20 protein-coding genes are annotated in these 25,258 nt (G+C 61.7%); 6 read left to right on the forward strand and 14 right to left on the reverse strand.

Annotation, left to right across the window (positions count from 1 at the left end; translation table 11 throughout):
- Positions 1-22: 22 nt before the first annotated feature.
- The 3 genes from ACFPN2_RS37985 to ACFPN2_RS37995 all read right to left on the reverse strand — a co-directional run bounded on the left by ACFPN2_RS37985 (position 23) and on the right by ACFPN2_RS37995 (position 4,963).
- Positions 23-2,164: a glycoside hydrolase family 3 N-terminal domain-containing protein gene (locus ACFPN2_RS37985; protein ID WP_380606770.1), complete on the reverse strand. Its 2,142-nt coding sequence runs from the start codon at positions 2,162-2,164 to the stop codon at positions 23-25.
- 145 nt (positions 2,165-2,309) lie between these two features.
- The gene (locus ACFPN2_RS37990; RefSeq protein WP_380606489.1) at positions 2,310-4,490 is read right to left on the reverse strand and encodes a xanthine dehydrogenase family protein molybdopterin-binding subunit; all 2,181 of its coding nucleotides are present in this window, start codon (positions 4,488-4,490) and stop codon (positions 2,310-2,312) included.
- Positions 4,491-4,501: 11 nt separating this feature from the next.
- Positions 4,502-4,963: a (2Fe-2S)-binding protein gene (locus ACFPN2_RS37995; RefSeq protein WP_380606491.1), complete on the reverse strand. Its 462-nt coding sequence runs from the start codon at positions 4,961-4,963 to the stop codon at positions 4,502-4,504.
- Between the two features lie 219 nt (positions 4,964-5,182).
- On the opposite strand from ACFPN2_RS37995, the gene ACFPN2_RS38000 reads away from it, so the two are divergent.
- Complete coding sequence (locus tag ACFPN2_RS38000; protein ID WP_380606772.1) at positions 5,183-6,268, forward strand: zinc-binding dehydrogenase; 1,086 nt, start codon at positions 5,183-5,185, stop codon at positions 6,266-6,268.
- Here the strand turns inward: ACFPN2_RS38000 and ACFPN2_RS38005 are convergent, their stop codons facing one another.
- A complete protein-coding gene (locus tag ACFPN2_RS38005) occupies positions 6,269-7,231 on the reverse strand; it encodes a hypothetical protein (protein ID WP_380606493.1) in 963 nt (320 codons plus the stop codon).
- 17 nt (positions 7,232-7,248) lie between these two features.
- Here ACFPN2_RS38005 and ACFPN2_RS38010 point away from each other — a divergent pair, with 17 nt between their 5' ends.
- Together ACFPN2_RS38010 and ACFPN2_RS38015 are read left to right on the forward strand one after the other, a co-directional pair.
- Positions 7,249-8,151 carry an NUDIX hydrolase gene (locus tag ACFPN2_RS38010; protein ID WP_380606495.1) on the forward strand — a complete coding sequence of 301 codons (903 nt, stop codon included), beginning with the start codon at positions 7,249-7,251 and terminating at the stop codon, positions 8,149-8,151.
- Positions 8,152-8,267: 116 nt separating this feature from the next.
- Entirely contained in the window at positions 8,268-9,275 is a 1,008-nt protein-coding gene (locus ACFPN2_RS38015; RefSeq protein ID WP_380606497.1) for a transposase, read from the forward strand.
- Positions 9,276-9,434: 159 nt separating this feature from the next.
- Here ACFPN2_RS38015 and ACFPN2_RS38020 read toward each other — a convergent pair whose 3' ends face one another.
- Complete coding sequence (locus ACFPN2_RS38020; protein ID WP_380606499.1) at positions 9,435-10,256, reverse strand: ATP-binding cassette domain-containing protein; 822 nt, start codon at positions 10,254-10,256, stop codon at positions 9,435-9,437.
- Positions 10,257-10,559: 303 nt separating this feature from the next.
- Between ACFPN2_RS38020 and ACFPN2_RS38025 the strand changes: the two genes are divergently transcribed.
- The 3 genes from ACFPN2_RS38025 to ACFPN2_RS38035 all read left to right on the forward strand — a co-directional run bounded on the left by ACFPN2_RS38025 (position 10,560) and on the right by ACFPN2_RS38035 (position 13,409).
- Positions 10,560-10,700 (forward strand): hypothetical protein, encoded by a 141-nt coding sequence (locus ACFPN2_RS38025; protein ID WP_380606500.1) that lies wholly within the window; start codon positions 10,560-10,562, stop codon positions 10,698-10,700.
- 103 nt (positions 10,701-10,803) lie between these two features.
- Positions 10,804-11,535, forward strand: coding sequence for a lasso peptide biosynthesis B2 protein (locus ACFPN2_RS38030; RefSeq protein ID WP_380606502.1), 732 nt, complete (start codon positions 10,804-10,806; stop codon positions 11,533-11,535).
- Positions 11,536-11,552: 17 nt separating this feature from the next.
- Complete coding sequence (locus ACFPN2_RS38035; protein WP_380606504.1) at positions 11,553-13,409, forward strand: asparagine synthase-related protein; 1,857 nt, start codon at positions 11,553-11,555, stop codon at positions 13,407-13,409.
- 5 nt (positions 13,410-13,414) lie between these two features.
- Here the strand turns inward: ACFPN2_RS38035 and ACFPN2_RS38040 are convergent, their stop codons facing one another.
- The 9 genes from ACFPN2_RS38040 to ACFPN2_RS38080 form a co-directional block, all read right to left on the reverse strand.
- Entirely contained in the window at positions 13,415-16,435 is a 3,021-nt protein-coding gene (locus ACFPN2_RS38040; protein ID WP_380606506.1) for a TonB-dependent receptor domain-containing protein, read from the reverse strand.
- A 160-nt stretch (positions 16,436-16,595) separates the two neighbouring features.
- A complete protein-coding gene (locus ACFPN2_RS38045; protein WP_380606508.1) occupies positions 16,596-17,807 on the reverse strand; it encodes a FecR family protein in 1,212 nt (403 codons plus the stop codon).
- Between the two features lie 32 nt (positions 17,808-17,839).
- Positions 17,840-18,472, reverse strand: a complete 633-nt coding sequence (locus ACFPN2_RS38050) for an RNA polymerase sigma factor (RefSeq protein ID WP_380606510.1) — start codon at positions 18,470-18,472, stop codon at positions 17,840-17,842.
- Between the two features lie 158 nt (positions 18,473-18,630).
- Complete coding sequence (locus ACFPN2_RS38055; protein WP_380606511.1) at positions 18,631-19,668, reverse strand: FecR family protein; 1,038 nt, start codon at positions 19,666-19,668, stop codon at positions 18,631-18,633.
- Between the two features lie 183 nt (positions 19,669-19,851).
- A complete protein-coding gene (locus ACFPN2_RS38060) occupies positions 19,852-20,907 on the reverse strand; it encodes a FecR family protein (protein ID WP_380606513.1) in 1,056 nt (351 codons plus the stop codon).
- 28 nt (positions 20,908-20,935) lie between these two features.
- Positions 20,936-21,550: an RNA polymerase sigma factor gene (locus ACFPN2_RS38065; RefSeq protein ID WP_380606515.1), complete on the reverse strand. Its 615-nt coding sequence runs from the start codon at positions 21,548-21,550 to the stop codon at positions 20,936-20,938.
- 169 nt (positions 21,551-21,719) lie between these two features.
- Positions 21,720-22,445, reverse strand: coding sequence for a GntR family transcriptional regulator (locus ACFPN2_RS38070; RefSeq protein ID WP_380606517.1), 726 nt, complete (start codon positions 22,443-22,445; stop codon positions 21,720-21,722).
- Between the two features lie 501 nt (positions 22,446-22,946).
- Positions 22,947-23,939, reverse strand: a complete 993-nt coding sequence (locus ACFPN2_RS38075) for an NAD(P)H-quinone oxidoreductase (protein WP_380606519.1) — start codon at positions 23,937-23,939, stop codon at positions 22,947-22,949.
- Between the two features lie 39 nt (positions 23,940-23,978).
- A complete protein-coding gene (locus ACFPN2_RS38080) occupies positions 23,979-25,238 on the reverse strand; it encodes a Yip1 family protein (protein ID WP_380606520.1) in 1,260 nt (419 codons plus the stop codon).
- Positions 25,239-25,258 lie beyond the last annotated feature (20 nt).

The raw sequence follows: 25,258 nt of genomic DNA on the forward strand, positions 1-25,258 counted from the left end.
ACAGTCGAGGCGAGGTGAAGGGTCACCCCGCCAGCAACTCGAAACGCTTGCTGACGCCGGTGGTGGCCGAGGGTGAGACCCACACATCGAACTCACCCGGTTCCGCAACGAATTGCATCTGCGCGTCATAGAAAGCGAGCTCTCGACGCGTCAGCGTGAACTGCACCTCCGTCGACGCACCGGGCGGCAAGCGAACCTTCTTGAATCCCTTCAGCTCGCGAATGGGTCGGGTCACGCTCGCCACGACATCGCGAATATAAAGCTGCGCGACTTCCTCGGCCTCGCGCTCGCCGGTGTTCGTGATTCTGGCGGTGATCGTTAGCGTTGCATTCCATGCCAGCGAGTCCGCGCTGAGCTTCGGCGACTCATACTCGAAGCGCGAATATGTGAGCCCGTGACCGAACGGATACAACGCTTCGTTGGAGACTTCGCGATAACGCGCTTTGAATGCCGGCCCTTCCTTGCCTTGCGGCCGACCCGTCGTGCGACGGTTGTAGAAGTACGGCTGCTGTCCGGAGTCCTGCGGGAAGCTCACCGGCAGTCGACCGCTCGGGCTGTAGTCTCCGAACAGCACATCGGCAATGGCGCTGCCCGTCTCCGTGCCGAGGAACCAGGTTGTCACGATGGCCTGCGCATTACGCACCGCGCCTTCGAGCGCCAGAGCACGACCATTCCGTAACAGCACGACCAGCGGCTTGCCGACTTTGGCGACGGCCTCGACCAGTTGTTGTTGAGGCGGAGGCACGATGATTTGTGTCCTCGACTGCGCCTCACCCGACATGTCCTGCCCTTCGCCAATCGCGAGCACGACCACATCGGCCGCACGAGCCGCGGCGACCGCCGCATCGATACCGCCGTCCATCGGTTTCTCGATCATCGAGCCCAACGTCACGGTCAATAGCGACTGATCTGTCAGCGCCGCTCGCATCCCCTGCTCCACGCTCACGACATGATCGGACTTGGCGAACGGCGCCCAGGGCCCGGCCAGATTCAGCGTGTCGTTGCCGAAAGGACCGATCAGCGCGATATTCTTTCCCGACTTCGGCAACGGCAGCAGATTGCCGTCGTTCTTGAGCAGGACGATGGAAGCGCGTGCACTCTCGCGAGCGACGGTGCGCAACTGCGGAGTCATCGTGTCCCGCTGCTCGACTTCGGGATTGAGCGAGCGATACGGGTTATCGAACAAGCCGAGCAGATACTTGGTGCGTAACACGCGTCGCACCGATTCATCGACGACGGCCATCGCCAGTTCGCCGCTCGCCACCAGCTCCGGCAAATACAAATTGTAGAGATCGCTCTGCATGCTGATATCGACGCCAGCCAGCAACGCCAGCTTGGCCGCCTCACGATCGTCCTTGGCGACGCCGTGCATGATCAGTTCCTTGTCCGCTGTGTAGTCGGAGACGACCATGCCACGGAATTTCCACTGCTCGCGTAGCAGCCCGGTCATCAACTTGCGGTTGGCCGACATCGGCACCCCGTTCAAGTCGTTGAACGAGCTCATCGTCGACAGCGCGCCCGCATCGAACGCGGCTTTGAACGGCGGCAGATAGACCTCGTGCAAGGTCTGCTCGGACATCTCGACAGTGTTGTAGTCCATGCCACCCATCGCCGCGCCATACGCGACGAAATGTTTCGGGCAGGCGAGCAGGCTGTCCTCGTCGGTGAGGCTTCGCCCTTGAAATCCACGCACCCGCGCGGCAGCGAGCGCCGAGCCCAGGTAAGGATCTTCGCCCGAGCCTTCGGCGACCCGGCCCCAGCGTTGATCGCGGCCGATGTCCACCATCGGCGCGAAGGTCCAGTGCAGACCATTCGCAGTCGATTCAACGGCAGCGGCACGCGCCGTGCGCTCCGCCAACTGCGGATCGAAGCTCGCGGCTTCGCCCAAAGGAATAGGAAAGATCGTGTAGAGGCCGTGTAAGACATCGGCACCGAAGATCAGCGGAATCTTCAGCCGCGACTCTTCGACGGCGATCCGTTGAATGGCCCGGGCACCGGCGGCACCGAACCCGTTGAAGACACCGACCAATCGTCCTTCGCGGACCCGCTGCGCGAGATTGTGATCGACCGGTGGGCCGGCTTCCGGATTGATCAGTGCCTTGGGCACCACGCGCGTCGAATCGGAAAAGATGCTGAGCTGTCCCGCCTTCTCCTGAATCGTCATCCTGGCGATCAGAGATTCGATATGCGCCTCAGCGCTCTTGCTGAGTACGCTGGCGCACGCTGCCCGCTCAGCCAGAGCGAGCAGCGTGACGGAGGACGCACCGAGTAGAAATTTCCGACGAGTAACAGCGACTGGCATCAATCCATTATGCCAGCTTCACTCCGTGCGCCGAGAGCGGCAGGGCGTGAATGGGCTTGCCATCGACCTGCGCCAGCGCATTCGCCAGCGCCGGAGCAATGACGGGCGTGCCCGGCTCACCGACACCCGTGGGCTTGTTCCTGGACGGCACGATGTGCGTTTCGACGGCCGGCATTTCGTTGATACGCAGAACCGGATAGTCGTCGAAGTTGCCCTGCTCGACCTGACCTTTCTTGAACGTCACCGCACCCATCAGCGCAGCGGACAATCCGTAGCCGATGCCCGACTCCATCTGCATGGCGATGATGTTCGGATTCACGGCGATACCGCAGTCCACCGCGCATACCACGCTGACCAGCTTCGGCCCGTTCGGCGTCTTCTTCAGCTTCGCGACCTGACCGACGACGGTATTGAACGACTCGTGCAATGCCAGGCCGTAGATCTCATCGGCCGCGCGCTTCTTCTTCCAGCCGGACTTCTCGGCCACCAGATCGAGCACAGCCAGATGGCGCGGATGCTTCTCGAGCAGAGATCGACGCAAGGCATACGGATCTTGCTTCGTCTCGCGCGCGATATCATCGAGGAAACATTCCGTGGAGAACGCCGTGTGCGTCGAGCCCACCGAGCGCCACCACAACACGGGCACTTTCGGCTCCGTCGTATGCAGGTCCACCAGCAGATTCGGAATGTGATAAGGCAGATTCTGCGCGCCTTCCACCGAAGTGAAATCGATCTTGCTCTTGTTGTCGAACAGCGTGCCGCGCGTGATCGACTGACCGACGATGCGATGCTGCCAGGCGACGATCTTGCCCTGCGCATCCACACCGGCCTTGAGCCAATGGACGTACATCGGCCGGTAATACCCCGCGCGCATGTCTTCTTCGCGAGTCCACACCAGCTTCACCGGATCCGACGTGCCGATCGCCTTGGCGATGGCCACCGTTTCCACCAGATAATCGCCGGCCGGGTTGGCGCGACGACCGAAGCTGCCGCCGGCGAACAGCTGATTGATCTTCACGTCCTTCGGCGCGATGCCCAGCATTTTCGCGATGGCCATCTGATCGGCGGTCTGGAACTGCTCGCCGTTCCAGACTTCGCACGTGCCCTGGCCGATCTGCACGACGCAGTTCATCGGCTCCATCGTGGCGTGCGCCAGATACGGGAACTCGTAGGTCGCCTCGAAGGTGCGAGCGGCGGCAGCGAATGCTTTCTCGACGTCGCCTTCCTGTTTCGCGATATCGCCGGGCTTCTTGGTGAGCGCGCGATACTCCTTCAGCATCTCATCCGAGCTCTGGTTGAACGCGTTCGACTCGTCCCACTCGATGGTCAACGCGTCGCGGCCCTTCTTGGCCGTCCAGAAATCCGTCGCGACCACAGCGACACCGGAGCGCGCCGGCGTCTCGAACGCGACCACGGACTTCACGCCCTTGATCTCTTTGGCCTTGCTCGCATCGAAGCTCTTCACCTTGCCGCCGAAGCGCGGCGGATGAGCGACGACGGCGGTCAACATGCCGGGCAACTTGAGATCCTGAGTGAAGATCGCCTTGCCGGTCGACTTCGCTTTGCTGTCGACCCGAGGCGCGCTCTTGCCGATGCGGTTGTAAGCCGACGGATCTTTCGGCTTCACCTCGGTGGGCGCCGGTAATTTCGCCGCGTCGGCGACCAGTTCGCCGAAGCGCGCCGACTTGCCGGACTTGTGCTGAACGACACCCGCGGCAATGGTGATTTCGTTGGCCGGCACTTTCCAGCGATTGGCGGCCGCCGTCACGAGCATGGCACGCGCGGTGGCGCCCGCGTTCTTCAACTGATCGTACGAATTCGCAATCGCGGTGCTGCCGCCGGTGCCTTGGAACGGACCGAACGCGAGATTGTTATAAAGCTTCGCATCGGCCGGCGCGCCCTCGACGCGAATCTGACTCCAGTCGGCATCGAGCTCTTCGGCAACGATGGTCGCAAGCCCGGTGTACGCGCCCTGCCCCATCTCGACGTGCTTCGACAACACGGTGACCGTGTTGTCCTCGGCGATCCGCACGAAAGCGTTCGGCACGAACGTTCCGGCCTTGGCCACATTCGTATCGTTGGCTGACACGCCGACGGCGGGCAACAACATGCCCACGGTCAGAACGGCACCGCCCTTCAGAACGTCACGACGAGTCGCGTGAATCATCGAATCTTCTGCTGCGCTCATAGGTCGTCTCCTCAAGTCGTCAACGAGCCAGCGGCGCGCTTGATCGCCGCGCGGATGCGCACATACGTGGCGCAACGACATACATTGCCGGCCATCGCGGCATCGATATCCGCGTCGGTGGGTTTGCTGTTGGTGGCGAGCAGAGCGGTCGCGCTCATGATCTGTCCCGACTGGCAGTAACCACACTGCGGTACATCTTCCGCAATCCACGCGTCCTGAATGGCTTTGCCCACCTTCGACGTGCCGACCGCTTCGATGGTCGTGATCTTGCTCGACGCAACTGCCGATACCGGCAGCACACAGCTGCGGGTGGCATTGCCGTCGATATGCACGGTACAGGCCCCGCACAGCGCCTTGCCGCAGCCGAACTTGCTGCCGGTCATGTCGAGATGATCGCGCAACACCCACAGCAAGGGTGTGTCTGGCTCGGCGTCGGTCTGGACCGTCTGGCCGTTGATATTGAGCGTGATCATGCGAACCTCGGTTGGCTGCCGGCTACCTGGGAATGCCGGGATCTTACTCCGGCGCGACTGCAGCCGGGTTGCACAATCCTGCCGGATTCCGCATGGCGCGTGGGCAAAAGTCGAGATTCATCAAGACGTGAAAACGCGGCGCTCTGGCCGATTGCTCCACCGCGACGATGTGCGTAGGCTCGCCCTCCACTTTACGATTTGGGGAAGAGCATCGTGCCAATGGATGTCCGCGCCGCCGTCGTGCATGGGCCGAACCAGCCGTTCGTCATGGAAACGCTGCAACTGGACGGGCCGCGCGAAGGCGAAGTCCTGGTGCACATCAAGACCACCGGGCTGTGCCATTCCGACCTGCACATCTACGAAGGCAAGCTGCCTTGGGCGTTTCCCGCGCTGCTGGGTCACGAGGCCGCCGGCGTGGTCGTGGAATGCGGCCCTGGCGTGACCAAGTTCAAGCCGGGCGACCACGTCATTCCATTTTTGATTCCTCACTGCGAAAAGTGCGGTTACTGCCATTCCAGCAAGACCAACCTGTGCGTCGAAGCGTTCTCGCGGTTAAAGCCGGGCGAGTCGCGCTTTTCGCTGAACGGCAAACCGGTGACGCAGCTGTGGGGCCTCGGCACGTTCGCCGACTACTCGGTGCTGCCGGTCAATATGTTGGCCAAGGTGCGCGATGACGCGCCGTTCGATCCCATCTGTTACATCGGCTGCGGAGCTACGACAGGCCTCGGCGCCGCGCTGTTCGCAGCCAAGGTCGAAGCCGGCAGCTCGGTCGTGATCTTCGGGCTCGGCGGCATTGGCCTGAACGTCGTGCAAGGCGCTCGCCTGGCGGGCGCGAAGAAAATCATCGGTGTCGATACCAATCCCGCCAAGGAAGCCATCGCGCGCCAGTTCGGCGCCACCGACTTCGTCAATCCCAAAGCGGTCGAGAAGCTCACCAGTCATTTGATGAAGCTGACCGCGGGCGGCGCGGACTACACGTTCGAATGCATCGGCAATCCGCAGGTCATGCGTCAAGCCTTCGAATGCACCAATCCGGCGTGGGGCACGAGCTATGTGGTCGGCGTCGCTCCGCAGGGCGCGGAAGTCACGTCATACCCGGGCCATCTGATGATGGGCCGTCACTGGACCGGCTGCTACATGGGCGGCGCCCGCGTCACCAAGTTGCCCGAGATCGTCGATTGGTACGTCGATAAGAAGATCGATCTCGATTCGCTGGTGACGCATCGACTCAAGCTCGAGCAGATCAACGAAGGCTTCGAGCTGATGCGCAAGGGCGAGTCGATCCGCTCGGTGATCGTGCTCTGATCATTCCAGCCACGCGCGCGAGAAATACAGCTCGTTGGCTCGTGGCGAATCGTCGGTCCGGAAAATAATCATCTCCGCAACGTTGCGGAGATCCAGCTCGCGCGTGCGCGGGCCGGCGGCGATGTCCCGCAGTGGAATGCGAAGGACCTGACGCGTTCGCGACGGCAATTCGAAACGCCGGCTGAACCGATCGGTCGGCTGGTTGTTGTGAGCGACATCGTGCACTCTGAGCAGCAACGTCAGGCTCAACGGCGTCGGATTGGTCAGATCGACGGCGAGCGTCGAATACGCGCTCCAGTCGGGCCGCAGCTCGATGAAATCCAATCCCGGATACGGGCCGTCGAACAATGCGACGTGCATCGCCCCCTCACCTGCTTTGCTGGCCCAAGGCGCGGGCAGTTCCGCCGGTGAGAACTCCGCCGACTGCTGAAGGATGAAGTAGCGGTCGTATCGCTCGGTGAAATCCGCCAGCACCGGGAAGCGATCGTCTCTCTGCTGATACTTGATCGCCGCGCGCGTTACGGGAGCCACCGCGACAGCGAGTGCCCCGACGCCGATCATCACGCCGACAACTCGAACGATGCCGGCACGGGTCGAGGCGCGCACACGCGAGTCGAACCCGGCGAAGATTCCCAGCACCGCGATGGCACCGATGACATCGTGAACCGCATCGTCCAGCTCAGCATCGCGCCCCACCGGTATTTGCAGCAGCTCAGTCAGGATGCCCAGGACCAGCGCGGCCGCCAGTGCCAGCGCATATTGGCCCGTCAGGCCGACCGATGCGAAGCGCGGATGGCCGCGAACGATGAGCAGAGTCAGCAGCGAAACGCAGCCAAAAATGGGCGCGTGCGCCGAATTGTGTAATGTCCTGATCCAGCGTGTGTCGCCGGGGACTGGCGCGAACACCACGGCCGCCAGCAGAATCCCGATCACCAGCAGCGCAATCCAGTGAGCGCGCTTCACCGGAACGAACCCTTATCGTGAGCAATCCCACCAGTCCGCAACCCGCCGTCCCTCGTCACGCGGCCAGCGTGCTCCTGCTGCGCGAACAGCAAGGCGCGATCGAAGTCTTGTTGACGCGTCGACACGAAAACCTCGCGTTCATGGGCGGCATGTGGGTGTTCCCCGGCGGGACGCTCTGCGCCGCCGATACGTCGGCCGCGTCGCTTGCATCGATTCCGGAGATCGCGCGTGCCGGATGTCATCGCCTGCTCGATCTCGAGGGCAACGCGCTGCCGACCGCTACGTGTTTGGGGCTGGCCGTCGCGGCCGCTCGCGAAACGTTCGAGGAAACCGGTGTGCTGCTGGCGACGACTGCGGAAGGACACCATTGTGAGAGCGAGCGACTGGCGCGACTACATGACCGACAGCGCGCAATCGTCTCACAACCCGAGCTGTTTGCCACCTCACTGCAGGAAGAACACCTGCAGCTGGACGTGCGCCGCTTGATCTACTGGGCGCACTGGATCACTCCGTCGGTGGTGCCGAAACGGTTCGATACTCGCTTTTATCTCGCAGCGCTGCCGCCCGGACAGATCGCAACCATCGATAGCATCGAAGCGACCGAGCTGTGCTGGAAGACTCCAGCAGCATTCATCGCAGCTACTCATGACGGCACGATGACGCTTTCGCGGCCGACGCTTTACAACTTGATGGAGCTCGACGCCAGCGTGCGACAACACGTTTCGCTGAACGCAATCCTCGCCGCCGAATCACAACGAGACGTCGCACCGGTATTGCCCAAAATACGCAAAGTCGAACGTATGATCGTCATGCCGTGGGATTCGGAATATCACGCGTTAACGGGCGCGGGCGTGTCGCCGGACATTACATATCCGCAATGTTTGCGTTCGCTGCCGTCGCGCACGCTCGCGGAGCGTTGACACAACAAAATATATGAATGCATGTCCCTCGAGGCCAGACTACATTCCTCCGGCACGGAGAGCATAAGCGCTCGATCGAGCGCAAGGTCAGGGAAGCTCACCAGGAGGTTTGCAGGATGTCTCGACGGCAACGGCTCCATGTTGCGGGCGGTACGTACTACGTCGTTCAACATGGCAACACACATCATCCGATTTTCTCTCAACCCGAGGACTATGCGCTGTTCGAGCGCTTGCTCGCGACCGGACTGCGCCGCACCAACGCACGTGTGCACGCCTATTGCTGGACGCCGCAAGCCATTCATCTGATCCTGCAGATCGACGAAATATCGGTGGGCCGCATCATGCAAGGTCTCACCAGCCGCTATGCGCGCAGCATGCATCGTCGCATCGGCGAATCCGGTCACTTCTTCCGGCAACGATACAAAGCGGTGCTGATCGATCCGAAGCACTATCTGCTGAAGCTGATGCACTACCTGCATCACATTCCGGTACTGGGCGGGCTGGCGGAGCATCCCGGCCTGGCTGAGCACACCAGCCATGGCACGTATCTACGCCAGTCCGCCACCCCCTGGCTGACGACGCGAAGCGCGTTACGACTGCTCGAGCTGAAGGACGGCGGCACCGAGTACGAAGCGTTCATGGCCCGTTGCCCCGAACCCGAAGACGTCGTTCAGTTCGAGCGCGTCGGCTCGAACGATCTGCGCGTCATCGGCAGCACCGAGTTCCTGGAGAATCTGCCCCGCAACTCGCGCACCTATCGCAGCAAGGCGTCGCTGGATCAAATCATTCACACCGTCACGTGTCGCATGGGTGTGGAGCGCGATCTGGTTTTATCCAACTCACGGCAACGCGAGTTTACATTGGTGCGTGCATTGATCGCGTGGTACGCGACCGAGCGAGGCGTCGCGACGCTGAGCGAAGTCGCGCGTTGCCTGCGTCGCGATCCGTCGACGCTGTCGATGGCGATCAGTCGTTATCGCACGCGCCGGCCGGAGCTGTTCAAGATCACGGCCATGCACGACATCTCGCCGCTGGTACCGATCGGCGGCAACGTCAAGGTTCATTATTGGGATGGCGCCGCCGATGCCCGTGACGGCGACGACGAGGACCGGCAATCACTCTAAGCAGGGGGCGGTGGTATAGCTTGGAAAAAGTCACGCCTTTTTCCAGGCGTGTCGAAAGGGCCTCGGCCGCTTTCGACAGAGGAATGGGGGCGTTGCTGTGCTCGGCAACGCCCCGGCTAGCTCCGCTTCACCGATTTGCGCACGCGGGAGGAACGGCCTCTATCCTTGAGCTGCCGATGTCGGCAGTTCCTCCCGCTGCGAGACTGCACCGTGCCGATCCAGCACGACGATCCGATCGGCATGCTTGACCATGGAGCGCTGGTTCGCGATGACCAGCGTCGTGCTGTGCGCCGACACGCCGAGCAGATTGCGCTGAATCTCGCGCTCGGTCCGGGCATCGAGCGATGACATGGCCGCATCGATCACAAAAATCCTCGGGTTCTTCAGCGCCGCGCGGGCGATCGCAACCCGCTGACGTTCACCGATCGACAACTTCGGGCCGTGCTCGCCGACCACGGTGTCATAGCCGTAAGGCAACTTGGAAATGAACTCGTGCAGATTGGCCAGACGCGCTGCCGCCTGAATTTCCAGATCGCTCGCCCCCACGCGACCGAAGCCGATGTTGGCAGCGATGGTGTCGTTGAACAGCACCGTGTCCTGCGGCACCACTGCGATCGCCCGCCGGAGCGCGGACGGCGACAAATCGCAAATCGGTGTGCCGTCGAGCAAGATGCGGCCGGCGTCGGGCTCATATAAGCGAAACAGCAGTCGGATCAGCGATGACTTGCCCGCACCACTCAGTCCCACCACCGCGACCGTTTTGCCGGCGGGGACAGTGAAGCTCACGCTTTGCAGAACCGCGCATGCCTCGCGATAGGAGAACGTGATGCCTTCGAGCGTGAGCTCGCCCCGGCGTCGCGGACTCGGGGGCGCCAGCACGGCGCGGCGCGTAACAAGAGCGAGCGCCACTCGCAGTCGTCGCCTCGCAAACCCGGCGGCGACCGGCCAGAAAAGCTGCAAAGTCTCCCGCAGGGTTTGCATCGGATGACCTGGCTCACCGCGCCACCGCTCTGGACACGAACATGACCTCCCCTCCCGATCCAGACCATGCCATAGCTGTGCGGTCCGGCGGACGCGAGCGGCGCAAGCCCCCGACAATGGGCGCGATCGAGTCAGTGACAGGCGTTGTGCTTTTTGCTTCACGCGAAATTCATACGAATCGGCAGAATCGGCCGGGCGACGCAGAAATATTTCGCAGCTCTACGCCAGGTATATTGACGTCCGTTCGCAAACATTGCAGCGTTAGCAACGCAGGAGGACTGTTGCTTCATCGAGGGAAAGACCATGACGGAACTGGCAGAAGGACTGGACGGAATGGAGATCGAGCTGCTCGATCTCGGCGATGCGACGATCGAGACCAAACAATCCGGCATCTACGCCTTTGTTTACGACTCGATCTATGTGCTGGGGGAAAGAGTGGGCTGATGGGGCGTCCCTCAGGGACATCCTGAAAATCATTGGCGTCAGGCGTCGATGGGCAGGGTCCGCGTCTCGCGGGCCCTGTTGAGACAAGAACCGGGCGATAGCCATGCACACTGAAAAAGCGTACTGGCTGCCGTCGCACGTGCGGGCGTGCTCGACAGCAACTGGCACTGTGTTACTGGACCTGCGGCGCAATCGATATTTCGGCGTCGGCCGCAAGGAAACCACGGCGCTGCGCGCATTGGCCGGCAACTGGCAACACCTTTCGCCCGCCAGTTTTGCGGGCGACAGCGAGCCCTTGCCGGTCCCGGATGCCATGAGCATCGCCGACAAGCTGGTCCAAGCCGGGCTGCTCTGTAACAGCGCTCCCGAAGCCGCCGCCTTCACCCCCACGCAGGTGGATCTCAACAGCCTGCTCACCAGTGTCGGCCACGAACTGGATCGCAAAGCGCCGATTCGCTGGCGACACCTCATCAGCTTCCTGCGCGCCTGCACGTGGGCCCGCAGCTCGGTGCGATCCCGAACTTTATTTCTGGTGGCCGAGGAGCTCGGGCGACAAAAGAACGCCGCCGGCGCGCCATTCGACAACGAGCATGCGATCGAGCTGGTCGGCATCTTCCGCCGCCTGCGTCCGCACACCTTCGCGGCCCGCGACCAATGTTTGTTTCATGCGTTGGCGCTGGTTCGCTTTCTCGCTTATTACGACGTGTACCCGACCTGGGTCATCGGCGTGCGCACCAAGCCATGGGCGGCACACAGCTGGGTACAGCAAGGGACACTGCTCCTCGACGCCAATCCAGAACAGGTTTGCGAATACACACCGATTCTGGCGATCTAGCTCGAAGGAGCGCGGCGATGTTTCGATATCTCGCGATGGTGTGGGATCGCACCAGCCCGTCTCAACAAGAAGCCGCGCACCTGGTCGCAGAGCGTCTGCGACAACGATCGCCGCAATGGCGCGAGCACTATTCCGCGCCGGGCATGCAGGTGTTTTGCATCGGCATGCGCGACGAAGCGGTGCAGATTCATCGGGTCGCTGACAATGGCGGGATCGTGATCGGCACGCTGCTGGCTCGCAGTCGCGACCTGTTCTCCCCGACACCGGATGAGCCCTTTCATTTCGGCGCGACGCACAGCGAATCGTTCGTAAAGAGTCGCGGCAAATGGCTGATCGATCATGTGTGGGGCGACTACGTCGCGTTCGGTTGCGACGCTGCCAATGACTGCAAATGGGTGATGAAAGATCCGACCGGATCGTTGCCTTGCCTGCGCACCGACTTCCGTGGGGTGAGCATTTTCTTTTCACGCATCGGCGACTGTCTCGATTTGCGACTGCTGCGCTTCACCGTTAACGAAGCCTACCTGCGCGCTCACATGATGACTGGCAGCAGCCTGCAGAACGCCTCATCGCTCAACGAAGCGTCGCCGGTGCGCCGAGGCGAATGCATCGAGTTCCAGAAAGACAGCTCGGGCTGGCACAGCAGCAGCAAGATGTACTGGACGCCGCTTAACTACATCGGCGCTGACGATCTGATCGAAGATCCACAGACCGCCGCTCGCGCCATGCAGTGTGTGATCAAGGCCGCCACCGCCGGGCTGGCACGGCTGCATCGTTCCTTGTTGTTGAGACTGTCAGGCGGTCTCGACTCCTCCATCATTGCCGGCTGTCTCAAAGGCACACCGGCACGATTCTCCGCCTACACCTACTTCAGCCCGGCCGGTCGCTCCGACGAGCGTCCATGGGCGCGGCTTGCCGCCAATCACGCCGGATGCGAGCACATCGAATCTCCAATGCATCCGCTGGATCTGGATCTGACGCTCGGGCTGCGCATGCCGCCATCGCCCGAGCCTTCGCCGCTGCTCGGTTTCATTCAGCGCTGCTCGGTCGAGCCGGCGTTGCTCGAGCGAACTCAGGCCACCGCGATATTCAACGGCGAAGGCGGCGACTCGGGCTTTTGCAGCGACTCGATCGGATATGCCGTTTCCGAGTACTTGCGCACACACGGCGTCGCGCCCCGTCTGTTCAAGCTCGCATCGCAAGTGGCGCTGCTCACCGAGAAGTCCAGCTGGACCGTGCTGACGACCGCGATCCGACGGGTTGTCACGGGCCAGAACACAGGCACACCGACTGCGCGCATTCTCGAGGCCAGCCAGTTGGTCAGCCCCGATATCAAACATAACTTTCAGGGCCATGACGGCGTGTCTCATCCGTGGTTCCAAGGCCAGCGCCGCGTGCCCTGGGACAAGATCCGACGGATCGGCACGCTGATGATGGCGCCCGAGAACTACACGGTGACCGCGACTGCCGATGCACCGGTTCCGGAAATCGTCTCGCCGCTTTATTCCCAGCCGGTGATCGAGCTGCTGTTGCGCATTCCGATCCACACTCATTTCCATCGCGGCCACGACCGGGGCCTGGCGCGCATGGCATTCGCCACGGACGTTCCCGAGCCGATCCTGCGACGCCTGTGGAAAGACCGCGCGCCGGGCTTTCACGATCAGTTGCTGGAACGCGAACGTCCCTTCCTGAAAGAAACATTGCTGGAAGGGGTGCTGGCGAGCCACGGCCTGCTCGACCGGCCGCTGCTCGAGGAAGTGTTGTCAGCCAGGCCGACCAAGAACACGGTGTATCCGGGCGAGATCTTCCGTCACCTGGACTCGGAGTTCTGGGCGCGTCACTGGCTGCACAGCGCGCCAGCGCAGCCTGCTTGAGGACGCTAGAAGCCCTTGGACAATCGCAGATAACTGAAGCGGCCGATCAGATCGCCCTGCGAAGAATCGAAGCCTAATGAATAGCCGATATCGGCGAACGGCGCCGTTTCATTGAACGCGTTCTTGACGCCCAGCTGCAGCTTCAAGTCATCCCACAGCGGGCTTGGCCCGATCAGCTCATCGACCGCGAAGCTCGCCTGCACATCGACCAACGTGCGCGCCGATAGACGACGACCGGTCGGTCCGCTCAGATTCGCGTCCATGTAGCCCGGCAACCAATCGAGCGTGGTCGACAGACCGACGCCATTGCGCTTCCAGCCGATGCTGCCGACCACACGCCAACGCGGTATGGTGCCGTTGGGATTCGCGACGCCGACACGATTGACCGGCGGGACCTTCGGCACATCGACGACAGTGAACTCGTTGACCCAGGTGGCGGACAGACGCGGCGTGAACTCTCCCCAGCGGGTGGTGTGCTGATACTTCGCCTCCACGTCGATACCGTTGGTCGTGAGACGCCCGAAGTTCATGCGCGAAAGGTCGATTTGCAGCAGCCTTCCCGGAATACCGGCGGCGATATCCGCTGCGGTTGGAACATCCCGGACGATGCGATCCTGGAAGGCCGCTTCGTTGGCCAGCATGGTGCTGAAGTGCACGAATGTGACGCGATGATCGGTATTGATACTCCAGTAGTTCGCCAGCAGCCGCAGCCCGGGCACCTCGCTCGGCGTCAGCACGAAGCCCGCGGTCATGGAGTTCGCTTCGATCGAGCGAAGATTCGGATTGCCGCCGGCTACGAACGTCACCGTGCTCAAGGCATCGTTGCGCGCTGGATCGGAGATGCCGGATTGCGCCACAGTCGTGCGAGGTGCGTGCAGCTCGAACAGCGAGGGCGGGCGGAAGCTCGTGCTATACGATCCGCGAATCAACAGGTCATCGATGGGCCGCCACAATAATCCGAGCTGCGGATTCAGCGAGCTGCCGAAGTCGCTGTAATCGTCGAGCCGGGCGGCCAGCGACAGCGACAACACATCGTCGTGATTCGAAACCGCGCTTGCCAGCAGCGGCACTCGCAGTTCCGTGAAAGCGGCGCGCATGTCGCGACTGTCGTCGACCGGCAGTGTCCGGTCGTCATAAATCATCGATTCGTCGCGCCACTCGCCACCCACCACAGCTCGAATCGGGCCCGCCGGCAATTCAAACCAGTCGCCGTGCAGGAACGCCGAAAACTGTCGGCCGCGCGAGAAGTGATGATTGCGATCCGGCTCGATGAGCGAAGTCAGCAACGCCGGACTGCCGGCGGGACCGTCGACGAAAGGATTCAACGCGCGAGTCGGATCCGTTGACGCAAGCGCCGCGTTGACCCGCTCGGTACTGAGATCCATGGTGCTCAGCGTAGCGCCGCTTTCCGTGCTGACCAGCCCCGCCACTTCCCACTCCCAGGTGGAGCTCAACGGTCCCCGCAACCCGAACGCGCCACGAAGCCACTCCGTCTCGTGCTGGAAGCGACGCGGCCCGAGACCGTCCAGCACAACATCCACCAGCACCGGCTGCCCGAACGGATTGAAAGGATTGTTCGCTGGCACCGGCGCGCTTTGCAGAAAGTAAGTGCCTTCCTGCGAATTGACCTCGCGGTCGGTGTAGAGCACTTCGGCAAACGCGGTCAAATCCGGCGTCAGATCGTACTCACCGAACACAACGATACTGCGCTGGTCCACCGCCGGAACGATGGAGAGCGCGGCCGATGAGCTCGATTTGTTACGAAGGCCGGCGGTTCCGGCGAAATCCTGCGGCGTCAAGCCGATGCCGCTGCTGCCTTCCGGCACCATTGCGAAAGATGACGACAACCCGGGTAGATTATCGCCGCGCAACGAGCTCACTGTGCCCGGCAGGCCCGCGACATTCCGATGATCCGTGCCGCCATAGCGCGAGTAGTCCTGGTCGCGCCACAGATCGCGCTCAGAGCCCAACAAGAAATCGCGACGGTAGTAATCGAAGATCACCGAGGTCCGCAGTCGCTCGGTGTTGAAACCTGCGCTGAATGACGCACGCAGCAGATCGGCGCCGCCGCTGGCGCCCCCATACTCAACGTCGAGCAACGGCTGCGGGATTTCTTTTTTCAACACCACATTGATCACGCCGCCCATGGCATCGGCGCCATAGATGGCGGATGCGGAGTCCGACAGCACTTCGATGCTCTCCACCGCCGCCAGCGGAATGCTGTTCAAGTCAAAAGCGTTGAGCGAAAGATTGTTCGAAGTGGCGACGACGCGTCGCCCGTTGATGAGAATCAGCGTGGTGTCGACGCCGATGCCACGCATCTGCGAGTACTGCGCACCGCCAGGATAGAAATGCCCGGCGCGAGTAAACGGCTGTTGCGGCGTATAGCGCAAAACATCCGGAATCGAAGACGCACCGAGATCTTCGATCATCCGGCGCGTGAACACTTGCACCGGCGCGGGACCTTCGCCCGCACGCTCGATGCGCGAACCGGTGACGATCACTTCGTCGACATGATCGACTGCGGGCGCGCCAATGATCGCCGCCGAGCCCGGCTGATCAGCCGCGGCCAGACTGGGCTCCGGCGGCCGATGTTTCTTTTGCAGATAAATCTGCCCTTCCGCCAGACGACTCCGGTCCTCGTCGGAACCGGACACGCCGTTACGAGGAGCGCCGAGTAACGACGGCGCCATGACGACGAGCGAACGCGCGTTGGTGCGCCGGTAGACCAAGCCGCTCTCCGCAAGCAGCCGCGTCAATGCAATTTCGGCGGTGAACTTGCCCCGCAGCGGACCCACCATCCGGGTTTGATCGGTCTGTGCATCCGGCCAGAAGCTGATCAACAAGCCGGTCTGAGTCGTGAATTCCTTCAACGCCTCGATGATGGGCAAGCGCGGGATATCGAGCGCGTATTCCTGAGTGGCGGGCGCCTGTTCGTGGGTGTTCTGAGCGAGCGCGCGGTCGGGCCACCAACCGCCGGCAACAACGGCCGCCACGAGTCCGGCGATGACCTGTTTCGCGACCATCTTCCCCAGCAAGATCCCTTTGACATCGGGGGCCGGTGCCCCGCCGCTGATGAATGGAATCTACCGTATGGCGTCGCGATGCGCTGTGACTTTGATACTTAGGGAACAGCCCCGAGCGAAAATATATCTTTACGCGGATGCGCCGCCCGCGTGGATCGGTTCAGATCGGATTTGGATTCACGCTCGGCGGCACTTCGCCGCCGCGATTCGATTCGGGAATTTCGGCATTCGGCAGCGGGGCCGCCAACACACTTCGACGCGGCTCGATGCGTAATACATTCGGCACGGTCCGGACGATGGTGATGTCCGACACGGTCGCCAGCGCCTCGACGAACGATTCAGGATCGGTGGCGCTGACCCGGAAGAACGCCAGACGCCGGGCCGCGATGGACGGCTCGGTGATCACGATCTTCATCCGATTGAGCCGGTTGAAGTCGCTGGCCACTTCCGCGACCGTCTTGTTTTCATACACCAACCAGCCCTCGGACCAAGCCTGCTCGTAATCGAAGTTCACCTTTTCTTTAGCAACCGGCCGGGCACGACTGGACCGGGTGGTGGACACCTGCTCGCCCGCGGCCACGGCCACGCCTCCGGTCGCTTCAGCCAGCTGCGCAGGCGCGACGGCCACCGCGCCTCGAATGGCGTCGCGACCGTCTCGATACAGCGCGACGCTGCCTTCGGTAACCGCCACGACATCCTTGCCGCCCAGTCGGGAGACCCGGAACTCGGTGCCGACCGCGAGCACGCCGATCATCTCCGACTCCACATAAAACGGCCGCGTCCGATCTTTGGCGACGTCGAACATGGCCTCGCCATGGATCAAGCGAATCGTCCGATGATCGTCGCCGAACGCCACTTTCAGCTTCGAGTCCGGCGCGATCCGAACCCGAGTCCCATCGGTCAGCGACACCGTCCGCCATTCGCCCAGCTCGGTCTCGATGGTGCGATCGAGCCAGGCAACCTTGGCCATGAAGCCCATGAAAAAGGACACCGACAGGCAGGCCACCGCGGCTGCGATTTTCCACGCCTGGAAGGGGCGGCGCGGCCGGGCCGGTTCATCGAGTAACAGATCGAAAGGCGGAGGCTCGGCCTCGCGCCGCGCCTCCAACTCGATGATGTTCGAGGCTTCCTGACCCGAGGCTCGGGGCGAGCGATTGACGACCTTGGCGGCGCGCAGCGCCTGATACACCTGCTGGATCCGGAGCAATTCGGCGATGTGAGTCGGCGATTGTTTCAGCCAGCGGACATTGCGCTCGCGATTGCGGGTGCCGAGACGATCGTCGCGCAGGCGCACGAACCATTCGGCGGCTTCATTGCTCAACGACATTCTGGTGGCCCGTTCATGGGCACTCTGGTTCAGACTTCCTTTCATTCCGGCATCCTCGTCATCGTTCATTGGAGTGGTCACAGGTCCTCCAGTCGCAATTGCATGCGCAACGTACTGTAGGCACGTGTGAGATCGCGCAATACGATCCGATACGTCAGCCCCCTCTGCTGAGCGATCTGCTTATAGGTCAGCCCCTCGTTCACATGTAACAACAAAACCTCGCGCTGCCGTGGCGGCAGCCGATCGACTGCACGCTGCACGTATTCATCCGCCCGCGTTCGGGCGAAGGCGTTCTCTGGCTCATCGCGCGCCTCGATCTGCAACTCGTCCAGCCAGCTGTCGTCGTGCGGCTTGCGGACTCTGGAGCGCTCGCGCCATTCGTTGGCGACGTTGGCGGCGATCCTGAACAGATAGCCCTGCGGGTTGTCGACGGCGACATCGTCGCTGTAGCGAAGTAGCCGCAGGAACACTTCCTGGGCCAGATCGTCGATGTCACCCGGCGGCACCGAGGCGCGATTCCGCAGCCAGCTGCGGATCGGCTTGCGCCACTTGCCGAACCACTCGATCAAGCGACCGTCCCGGTTGTAGCGCGGACGGGCCTCCTGGCCCGCGGCTTCTTCCGGGCGACAGCCCTCCGGCTCGTGCTGTTCATCCTCCTTGGACGAATTCCAACGATTTTCCTCGTTCGACTGCTTATGCCGATCGATCACTGCGGAGCTTTCTGGCGCCTGACGGCTAACTGTCTGAGGGGGAAACCTTTCCCCCTCGGCTAGATGACTGGATCACGGGCGCGGGTCATCCCTCCGGCGAGCGGCCGGAAACGACAACGCATTAAGTCGAATCGAGAGCGGGCCTGAAGGCGGACCGCCTACGAGCGCTCCAGATGCAGCACCTTCGCACCGGTCTGACCGCCGGTTTTTTGGGGATAGTTCTCGTACCAGCGATTGACCTTGCGGACGAAGTCTTCGGGCTGGCTGGGCTTGAACGTCAGCGGCTGATTGAGGCGCAGCCGCGCCACCTGAGGATCGTCGACGACCACCTGAACGTCGTTACGCAAGTTGATCTGAGCGACGATGTCGCCAACGCGCTCGCCGTCATATTCGTACCAGTCGCGAATCCACTTCAGCTCACGCTCGGCATTGACCTCCGCGGGCGCGCTGGCCCCGGTCGGCGACAGCACCACTTGTTGATCCGCGACGACGGGCGTCATCGACTGCATGCCATCGCGAATTGCGGTCGCGGTCACGATCACCTTCCCTTCCGCGACCGTGACAACCACGGTGTCACCGCGGTCCGCCGTGGCGAATTCGGTGCCGACGGCCTGCACCGTGCCTGCATCGGTCGAAACAATGAACGGCCGGCCCAGCTCTTTCGCAACTTCAAACAATGCCTCGCCGCGCACCAGCCTGACTGAGCGCACGTCGCCATTGAAATGAAATCGCAACTTGGTGCGCGGCCCGGCGTAGACCACCGTGCCGTCTTCCAACAATTGTTTATCCCAGTGCCCCAGTTGAGTGACGATGACTTTATCGGTGCTCACCAGGCTGGCGAACAGCGTCACGATGACCGCGAGCACGACGCTCGCTGCCACAGCGATCTTCTTTGTATTGAAACGCAGCGTCACCGTCGGCATCTGTGGCGGTGGCGGACGTCGCGTCACGCAGGCATAGGAATCGAAATTGATGACATTCCCGGGAAGTGCGCGCGGCACGCCTTTCTTCAGCGAGCCTTGCAACACCACTTCGAGCGCACAGATGCGCGCGAACTCATGAACGTGGCTGGGAGAGGCTTGCAACCAGCTGCGAAACTCACGCCGCGAGTTCTGGTCCAGCCCACCGTCATTGATGAGCTGGTGCCATTCCACGGCCTGCCTGATCACAGCACGCTGTTCTGGTGTTGGGTTCATATTCCCGGTCCCCGCTGAGCAGCTCGCCGACGTCACTCTTCAGTCGTCTGCGGCTACGTTTCCGTAAGCCGTGGAGTCCCCCGTGCCTAGAAGAAGACCGGGCGTAAGCCGTACTCCATCCCTGGGAATAGCGATAGACAAGGTACGAAAGTCACGCTGCAGAGCAGCGATGTGGCGGGCGCGTTATTCGGGCAATAGTCGAATGACGTTCGCACTCTCGTAGGCAACCTGCACGTCCGGGCGTGCCGCGAGCATCAGCACGAATGTTTCCGGATCGTCCAGCTTCACTGTTGTAAATGGCATGGCGATCGCACCGATGGCTGGATCCGACATCACGACCTTCAAGCGATTGCGACGATTGAATTGCTCGATGGCTTCGCGCACCGTTTCACCGCGGAATTCGTAATATCCCGTGGCCCACTGCAGCTCGCGCGACGCATCGACTTGTTTCACCGGCTGCGCGCTGCCGGCAGATAAAACGATTTGTTGATCTTCGATCAACTCCGCCACCGCGGCATGCTGAATCTCGGTGACGCGATTGTCATCGTGTCTGCTCACTGCGACTTTGCCGTGAGCCACCGTCACGACGGCGGTCGATGCATTCATCAACGACACACCGAACTCCGTGCCCACCGCGCGCACATCGCCGACATGCGTTGTGACGATGAACGGCCGATTCGGATCTTTCGCGACTTCGAACACCGCCTCACCTTCGCTGAGCACGATGGTGCGGCGATTGTCATCGAGCGCCCAACGCAACCTGGTGTTCGGCCCGATGCGCAACACACTGCCATCGCTGAGCATCGCGCGATCCCACTGGCCCGGTCCGGTGGCGATCCGTTTATCGAAATACGTGACCTTCACTGTCCATGCAGCGACGAACGTAAACAGCACGCCCGCAATGGCCGCGGCGAATTTCATCTGCCTCGCACGCCGGCGCTTCAACTGTCGAGTCTGCTGGTGTACGACCGTCATACCGCGCGGACCGAATGGAATCACATTCTCGCCAGGGTCGTCGCTGTCCGGCGATGCACGCATGTGCAACTTCGCTTTGCGCCCGTAGCCGTGATAGCGATAGATATCGAGCAGAGCCTCGACGTTGCGACTGGACGCCTTCAACCAGGCGAGATACTCGCGACGCTCGCGCGCCGACAGATCGTTCGCCACCAGCCGCACGAACCAGCCCGCTGCCTGCTCGCTCAAGAGCCCGTCGATTTCGGTGTCGCTGCTTTGTTTCATACCCCTTGCCCTCAATGGCCTTCGCTTCCTAGAGGTCTTCAGCCTTCAGCTGCATGCGCAGCGCGGCGTAAGCGCGAGTCAGATCCCTTAGAACGATCCGGTAAGTCACACCTAATCGATCGGCGATTTCTTTGTACGTCAGGCCCTCATTAACATGGAGCAACAACACTTCGCGTTGCCGCTTCGGCAATCGGTTGACCGCGTTCTGCAGATGTTTGCTAACACGGTTCTGGAAGACGGCGTTGTCCGGCTGATCGGCCGGGTCGACCTGCAACTCATCGAGCCAGCTGCGATCGTGCGGCTGGCGCACTCGCGAGCGATCGCGCCATTCATTGGCGACGTTGGCCGCGATCCTGAACAAGTAACCCTGAGGATTCTCGACAGCGACATCGTCGCTATAACGCAGCAGGCGTAGAAACACTTCCTGCGCGAGATCGTCCACTTCGGCGCGCGGCACCGAGGCGCGACTGGAAAACCAACTACGAATGGGCTTGCGCCAGCGATCGAACCATAGCGTGATGCGCCCGTTGCGGGTCTCCATCAACGAGGTCGCGACGTCCGGGTCGGCGACATCGGGCTGCGGCGCGCGTGCGGACGCGCGACCCGGCTCGCCTCGCTCCAGGTGCTTGTGGCGATCGATCACTAGATTTCCCTATGTCTGAAGCAAAGCAACGCGACTTGCCTGCCGCGATTATCTCACCCGCCGAGCAAGTGTGCTCGCGCGCGGCGCAATCCGTCATTAAGTACTGACCGGGAGCGCCCGCGAGGCCAGCCCCCGGAGGCGAAGGATGCCTCCGGAGGGTGCGTGGGCATTATTTATTTTCGGCAAGAAACGGGCGGAACAGCAGCTCTTTGCAAATAGCCGACACCAGTTCACGACGTTTCTGGTGATAACTCTGCAGTGCCAGCTGCAACTGTTCTTTGTTGTTCTCGCTGTAGAGTTGACGTAAGCGCGCCAGCTCATCGACCGCGCCCTCGATGATCTCGCCTTCGATCATGCGCGCGTGATGCAGACGATCGTTGAAGTTGCGAACGATATCCGCGAGCTCGCCGATGCCCGAGCGCGTCGCGATGCGCACGAACAGATCGTCGATCGTGCGCGTCAACTGCTCTGGCTTGTCCGACAGCGGCAGCGACGCGAAGATCTTCGAAGGCGCTTTTGTATCATCGTCGGTCATCGCGGCGGCATTCCATTCACGAATGGCCGAATCGAGCAATGTTTGATTCAGCGTGTACAGGCCGCGCAATTCGTCTTCCGATGCCGTCTTCGCGAAGAAGCCTCGCTTCGGCGCGAACACGATCAGTCGCTCCGCCGCCAGCCTCGTCAATGCTTCTCGCACCGGGGTGGTACTCACACCGAGCTCTTCGGCGAGCGTACCGATCTGCAACAACTGACCAGGCGCGAGCGTATGGGCCAGCAACAGCGACTTGATCCGATCGTAGATTCCCTCCACGGCGTGATCGCTGCTGGCCTTGCGGCTGGTGGTTTCTTCTCGTTTCAACACAAAGATTCGCTTGCTTGGATCCGTCGAGAGCATGGTGCGCCCTCCGTAGTTAACCTGAAGATGAAAACCTCTGAGACGTCCTCGTCCCACCCTGTTCTGTCGTCACCCCTACCCCCAGCGCGATTTTGGTAATGCGCCTGTAATTTATTTGCTACGTGCGATTGCTTGCCGGGCAACACCACGGCGAGTGGTTCTGTCGGTAGTCACAGAGATGTGAATGCTGATGCATGGCCGATTCCCTCAACCACTCCGCTGATAGCGCCGAAAAGTCCCTTTAGATCAGGCCGCTGTTAACAACGATCTGTCCTCGACGCCGCAATATTCCCTGCATGCCGGTGCCGGCGATGCAATGTGCGGGCTGGCATCCCAACCAATACACAGCGATACAGGGCTGGCAAAAACTACCAGACCCCGCCCGAAGACCTCGGCGAAATAGCGGCAAATTCGGAAAATGCCTAGAGATGAACTCTGAGGGATGGACGGTCTTAGCGACTTTTTTCTTCGAGTTGCGAGATGTGCTAAGAAACGGCGAAATCAATTCACCGACGCATCGACGGCGAGCACGATCTTCCCCCGATGCGCACTGCTTTCCATATACGCATGAGCCTCATTCGCGCGCTCGAGCGGCACGACCTTGTCGACGATGGGCTTGATCGCGCCCCGCGCGAGCAACGGCCACACCATTTCCAACAGGCGGGCCTTGATGAACCGCTTGAATGTGACATCGCGCGGTCGCAATGCTGACCCAGTGATCACCAACCTGCGTTGAAGGACTCGCAGTAAGTCCGCCTCGCCCTTGAGGCCGCCTTGAGTGGCGATGATCACCAGCCGACCTTCCGTGGCCAGCGTAGCGATGTTCTTTGACAAATAACTACCGCCCACCATGTCGAGCAGCACATTCACGCCGCGCTTGGCAGTTTCCTCGGCTATCACAGCGACGAAATCTTCCGTTTTGTAATTGATCGCGCGCTTGGCACCGAGCTGCTCGCAGAACCGACATTTGTCATCGCTGCCCGCGGTGGTGAACACGGTGTGACCCAGCGCCTTTGCAAGCTGAATGGCTGACACACCGATGCCACTGGAGCCGCCGTGTACTAACAATGTCTCACCGGGCTGCAGCCGCCCGAATTCGAACACGTTGCTCCACACGGTGAAATACGCTTCGGGCAGCGATGCCGCCTCGACCATGCTGAGCGAGCCCGGGATCGGCAGGACTTGCGCTTCATCCACTACGCAGTATTCGGCATAACCGCCACCTTGCAGCAGCGCGCACACCTTGTCGCCGACTTTGAAATCGCGAACCGCGGAGCCGATCGCTTCCACCACACCGGAACATTCCAAACCCGGATAGCTCGGCGCGCCCGGCGGCGGCGGATAGCCACCCTTGCGCTGGAGCACGTCCGCGCGATTGATACCGGCGGCGGCAATCTTGATCAGCACTTCGCTTGCTTGTGGCGTCGGCGTGGGGCGTTGCGCGACAACCAATGCATCCGGACCGCCGGGCTGGGGAACATCAATAATCTTCATACCGTCAACCTCAACCCGGCTCATCGACTTTCGACGGCGTCAGTTCTTGACGCCTTCAGTGCGCAAATCGGCGAGACCATCCAGATTCAACTCTTCCGCCGCGTCACGCAGCTCGCCCACGCTGCCCGCGGCACCTTCGACCTTCACTGTGAAGCGATCGCCGACAACCACCGTGTACTGACCGCGAGACGCACCGCTGTCCCATTCCTGATGCATCAAACGATCGTCCTCGCGAAAAGTTTTCTCGGAACGACCGTTTTCTTCCTTTTCGCCTTCCACCCCGGCCCAGCTGGCCAAGCCTAACAGGCCTTTGGCATTGCCCGCGTCGGTGATCTCGAGCCGGACTTCACGGCCCGCCTCATTGGAATACGTGGCTGAGGCCGTCGACACCTGCAAGCCCATCGCGCCACTGCGCTCGGCGGAAATGCTCGAGCGGGTCAGCCCTGCCAATTCATCCGGCACGAACGACTTCAAGCGATCCGGCGCCAGCGACTCGATCTGCTGACCGCCGCCAGCCATCGCCGCACCGAACACCGCCTTCAGAGCCTGTTCCTGCGCGGCTTGGTCGCCCGACTTCTGCGCCTCTTCGAGCTTCTTGTTGGCGGCTTCCATGTCCTCGCCCCACTTCTGCATCTTGCCGAGCGGGCTGTCCTCATCGAACTTCACATCGTCATCGCCTTTCGACGAGCTGTAAGTCGACCCGCTCATCATGCTGCCGACACCGACGACGCTGCCGATCACCGCGCCAGCGATGACGCCAACCACGATCGCAATGATGACGACGACCGCGGTATAGCCCGCCGCCTTCTCCTGCGGGCACTTCATCATCGTCGGCAAGCCGAGATACAGCAGATAGATGCTGTAGATGCCGCCCGCAATGCCGATCAGAATGCCCAGGCCCGGGACGATGCCCGCGATGGACGCCACACAACCGGCCGTGGTCGAGTACGCAACGACCTTCACCGCCTGGATGTTATTTTTCTGGCCGCCGAACGTCGGCGCGAGCGCATCGACGATCAAGCCCACCAGGTACACCAGCACCAGCCCCATCACGAACGTCAGCACCGCCTGGGTCAACCCGTAGCCGATGCCCATGCGGATCGTGCCGCCGAAGAACGTCGACATGCCGATCACGCTCATCTGCAGGAAGCCGAAGATCGCCGGAATGGCGGCGAGCGGAATGACATAACCCTTGTAGAGGTCGGCCATCGTGGTCGGCTCGCCCGCGATCACCGGCCACTCGGTTTTCGGGGCCAGCAGAATGGCCTTGGCGCGAGCCATCAGTTTGTTGAGATCCAAAGGGACGCTCCTGGTTCGTA

The organism is Steroidobacter flavus, assembly GCF_042651805.1.
In the GTDB taxonomy this organism is placed as follows: domain Bacteria; phylum Pseudomonadota; class Gammaproteobacteria; order Steroidobacterales; family Steroidobacteraceae; genus Steroidobacter; species Steroidobacter flavus.

What these genes read in the sequence shown, in the direction of transcription:
- ACFPN2_RS38075 (WP_380606519.1), bottom strand. Translation starts at nt 23,939, where the DNA reads ATGAAGATTATTGATGTTCCCCAGCCCGGCGGTCCGGATGCATTGGTT.
- ACFPN2_RS38045 (WP_380606508.1), bottom strand. Translation starts at nt 17,807, where the DNA reads ATGAAAGGAAGTCTGAACCAGAGTGCCCATGAACGGGCCACCAGAATG.
- ACFPN2_RS38040 (WP_380606506.1), bottom strand. Translation starts at nt 16,435, where the DNA reads ATGGTCGCGAAACAGGTCATCGCCGGACTCGTGGCGGCCGTTGTTGCC.
- ACFPN2_RS38025 (WP_380606500.1), top strand. Translation starts at nt 10,560, where the DNA reads ATGACGGAACTGGCAGAAGGACTGGACGGAATGGAGATCGAGCTGCTC.
- ACFPN2_RS38055 (WP_380606511.1), bottom strand. Translation starts at nt 19,668, where the DNA reads ATGAACCCAACACCAGAACAGCGTGCTGTGATCAGGCAGGCCGTGGAA.
- ACFPN2_RS37990 (WP_380606489.1), bottom strand. Translation starts at nt 4,490, where the DNA reads ATGAGCGCAGCAGAAGATTCGATGATTCACGCGACTCGTCGTGACGTT.
- ACFPN2_RS38060 (WP_380606513.1), bottom strand. Translation starts at nt 20,907, where the DNA reads ATGAAACAAAGCAGCGACACCGAAATCGACGGGCTCTTGAGCGAGCAG.
- ACFPN2_RS38000 (WP_380606772.1), top strand. Translation starts at nt 5,183, where the DNA reads ATGGATGTCCGCGCCGCCGTCGTGCATGGGCCGAACCAGCCGTTCGTC.
- ACFPN2_RS38035 (WP_380606504.1), top strand. Translation starts at nt 11,553, where the DNA reads ATGTTTCGATATCTCGCGATGGTGTGGGATCGCACCAGCCCGTCTCAA.
- ACFPN2_RS38020 (WP_380606499.1), bottom strand. Translation starts at nt 10,256, where the DNA reads ATGCAAACCCTGCGGGAGACTTTGCAGCTTTTCTGGCCGGTCGCCGCC.
- ACFPN2_RS38030 (WP_380606502.1), top strand. Translation starts at nt 10,804, where the DNA reads ATGCACACTGAAAAAGCGTACTGGCTGCCGTCGCACGTGCGGGCGTGC.
- ACFPN2_RS38015 (WP_380606497.1), top strand. Translation starts at nt 8,268, where the DNA reads ATGTCTCGACGGCAACGGCTCCATGTTGCGGGCGGTACGTACTACGTC.
- ACFPN2_RS37985 (WP_380606770.1), bottom strand. Translation starts at nt 2,164, where the DNA reads ATGACGATTCAGGAGAAGGCGGGACAGCTCAGCATCTTTTCCGATTCG.
- ACFPN2_RS38070 (WP_380606517.1), bottom strand. Translation starts at nt 22,445, where the DNA reads ATGCTCTCGACGGATCCAAGCAAGCGAATCTTTGTGTTGAAACGAGAA.
- ACFPN2_RS37995 (WP_380606491.1), bottom strand. Translation starts at nt 4,963, where the DNA reads ATGATCACGCTCAATATCAACGGCCAGACGGTCCAGACCGACGCCGAG.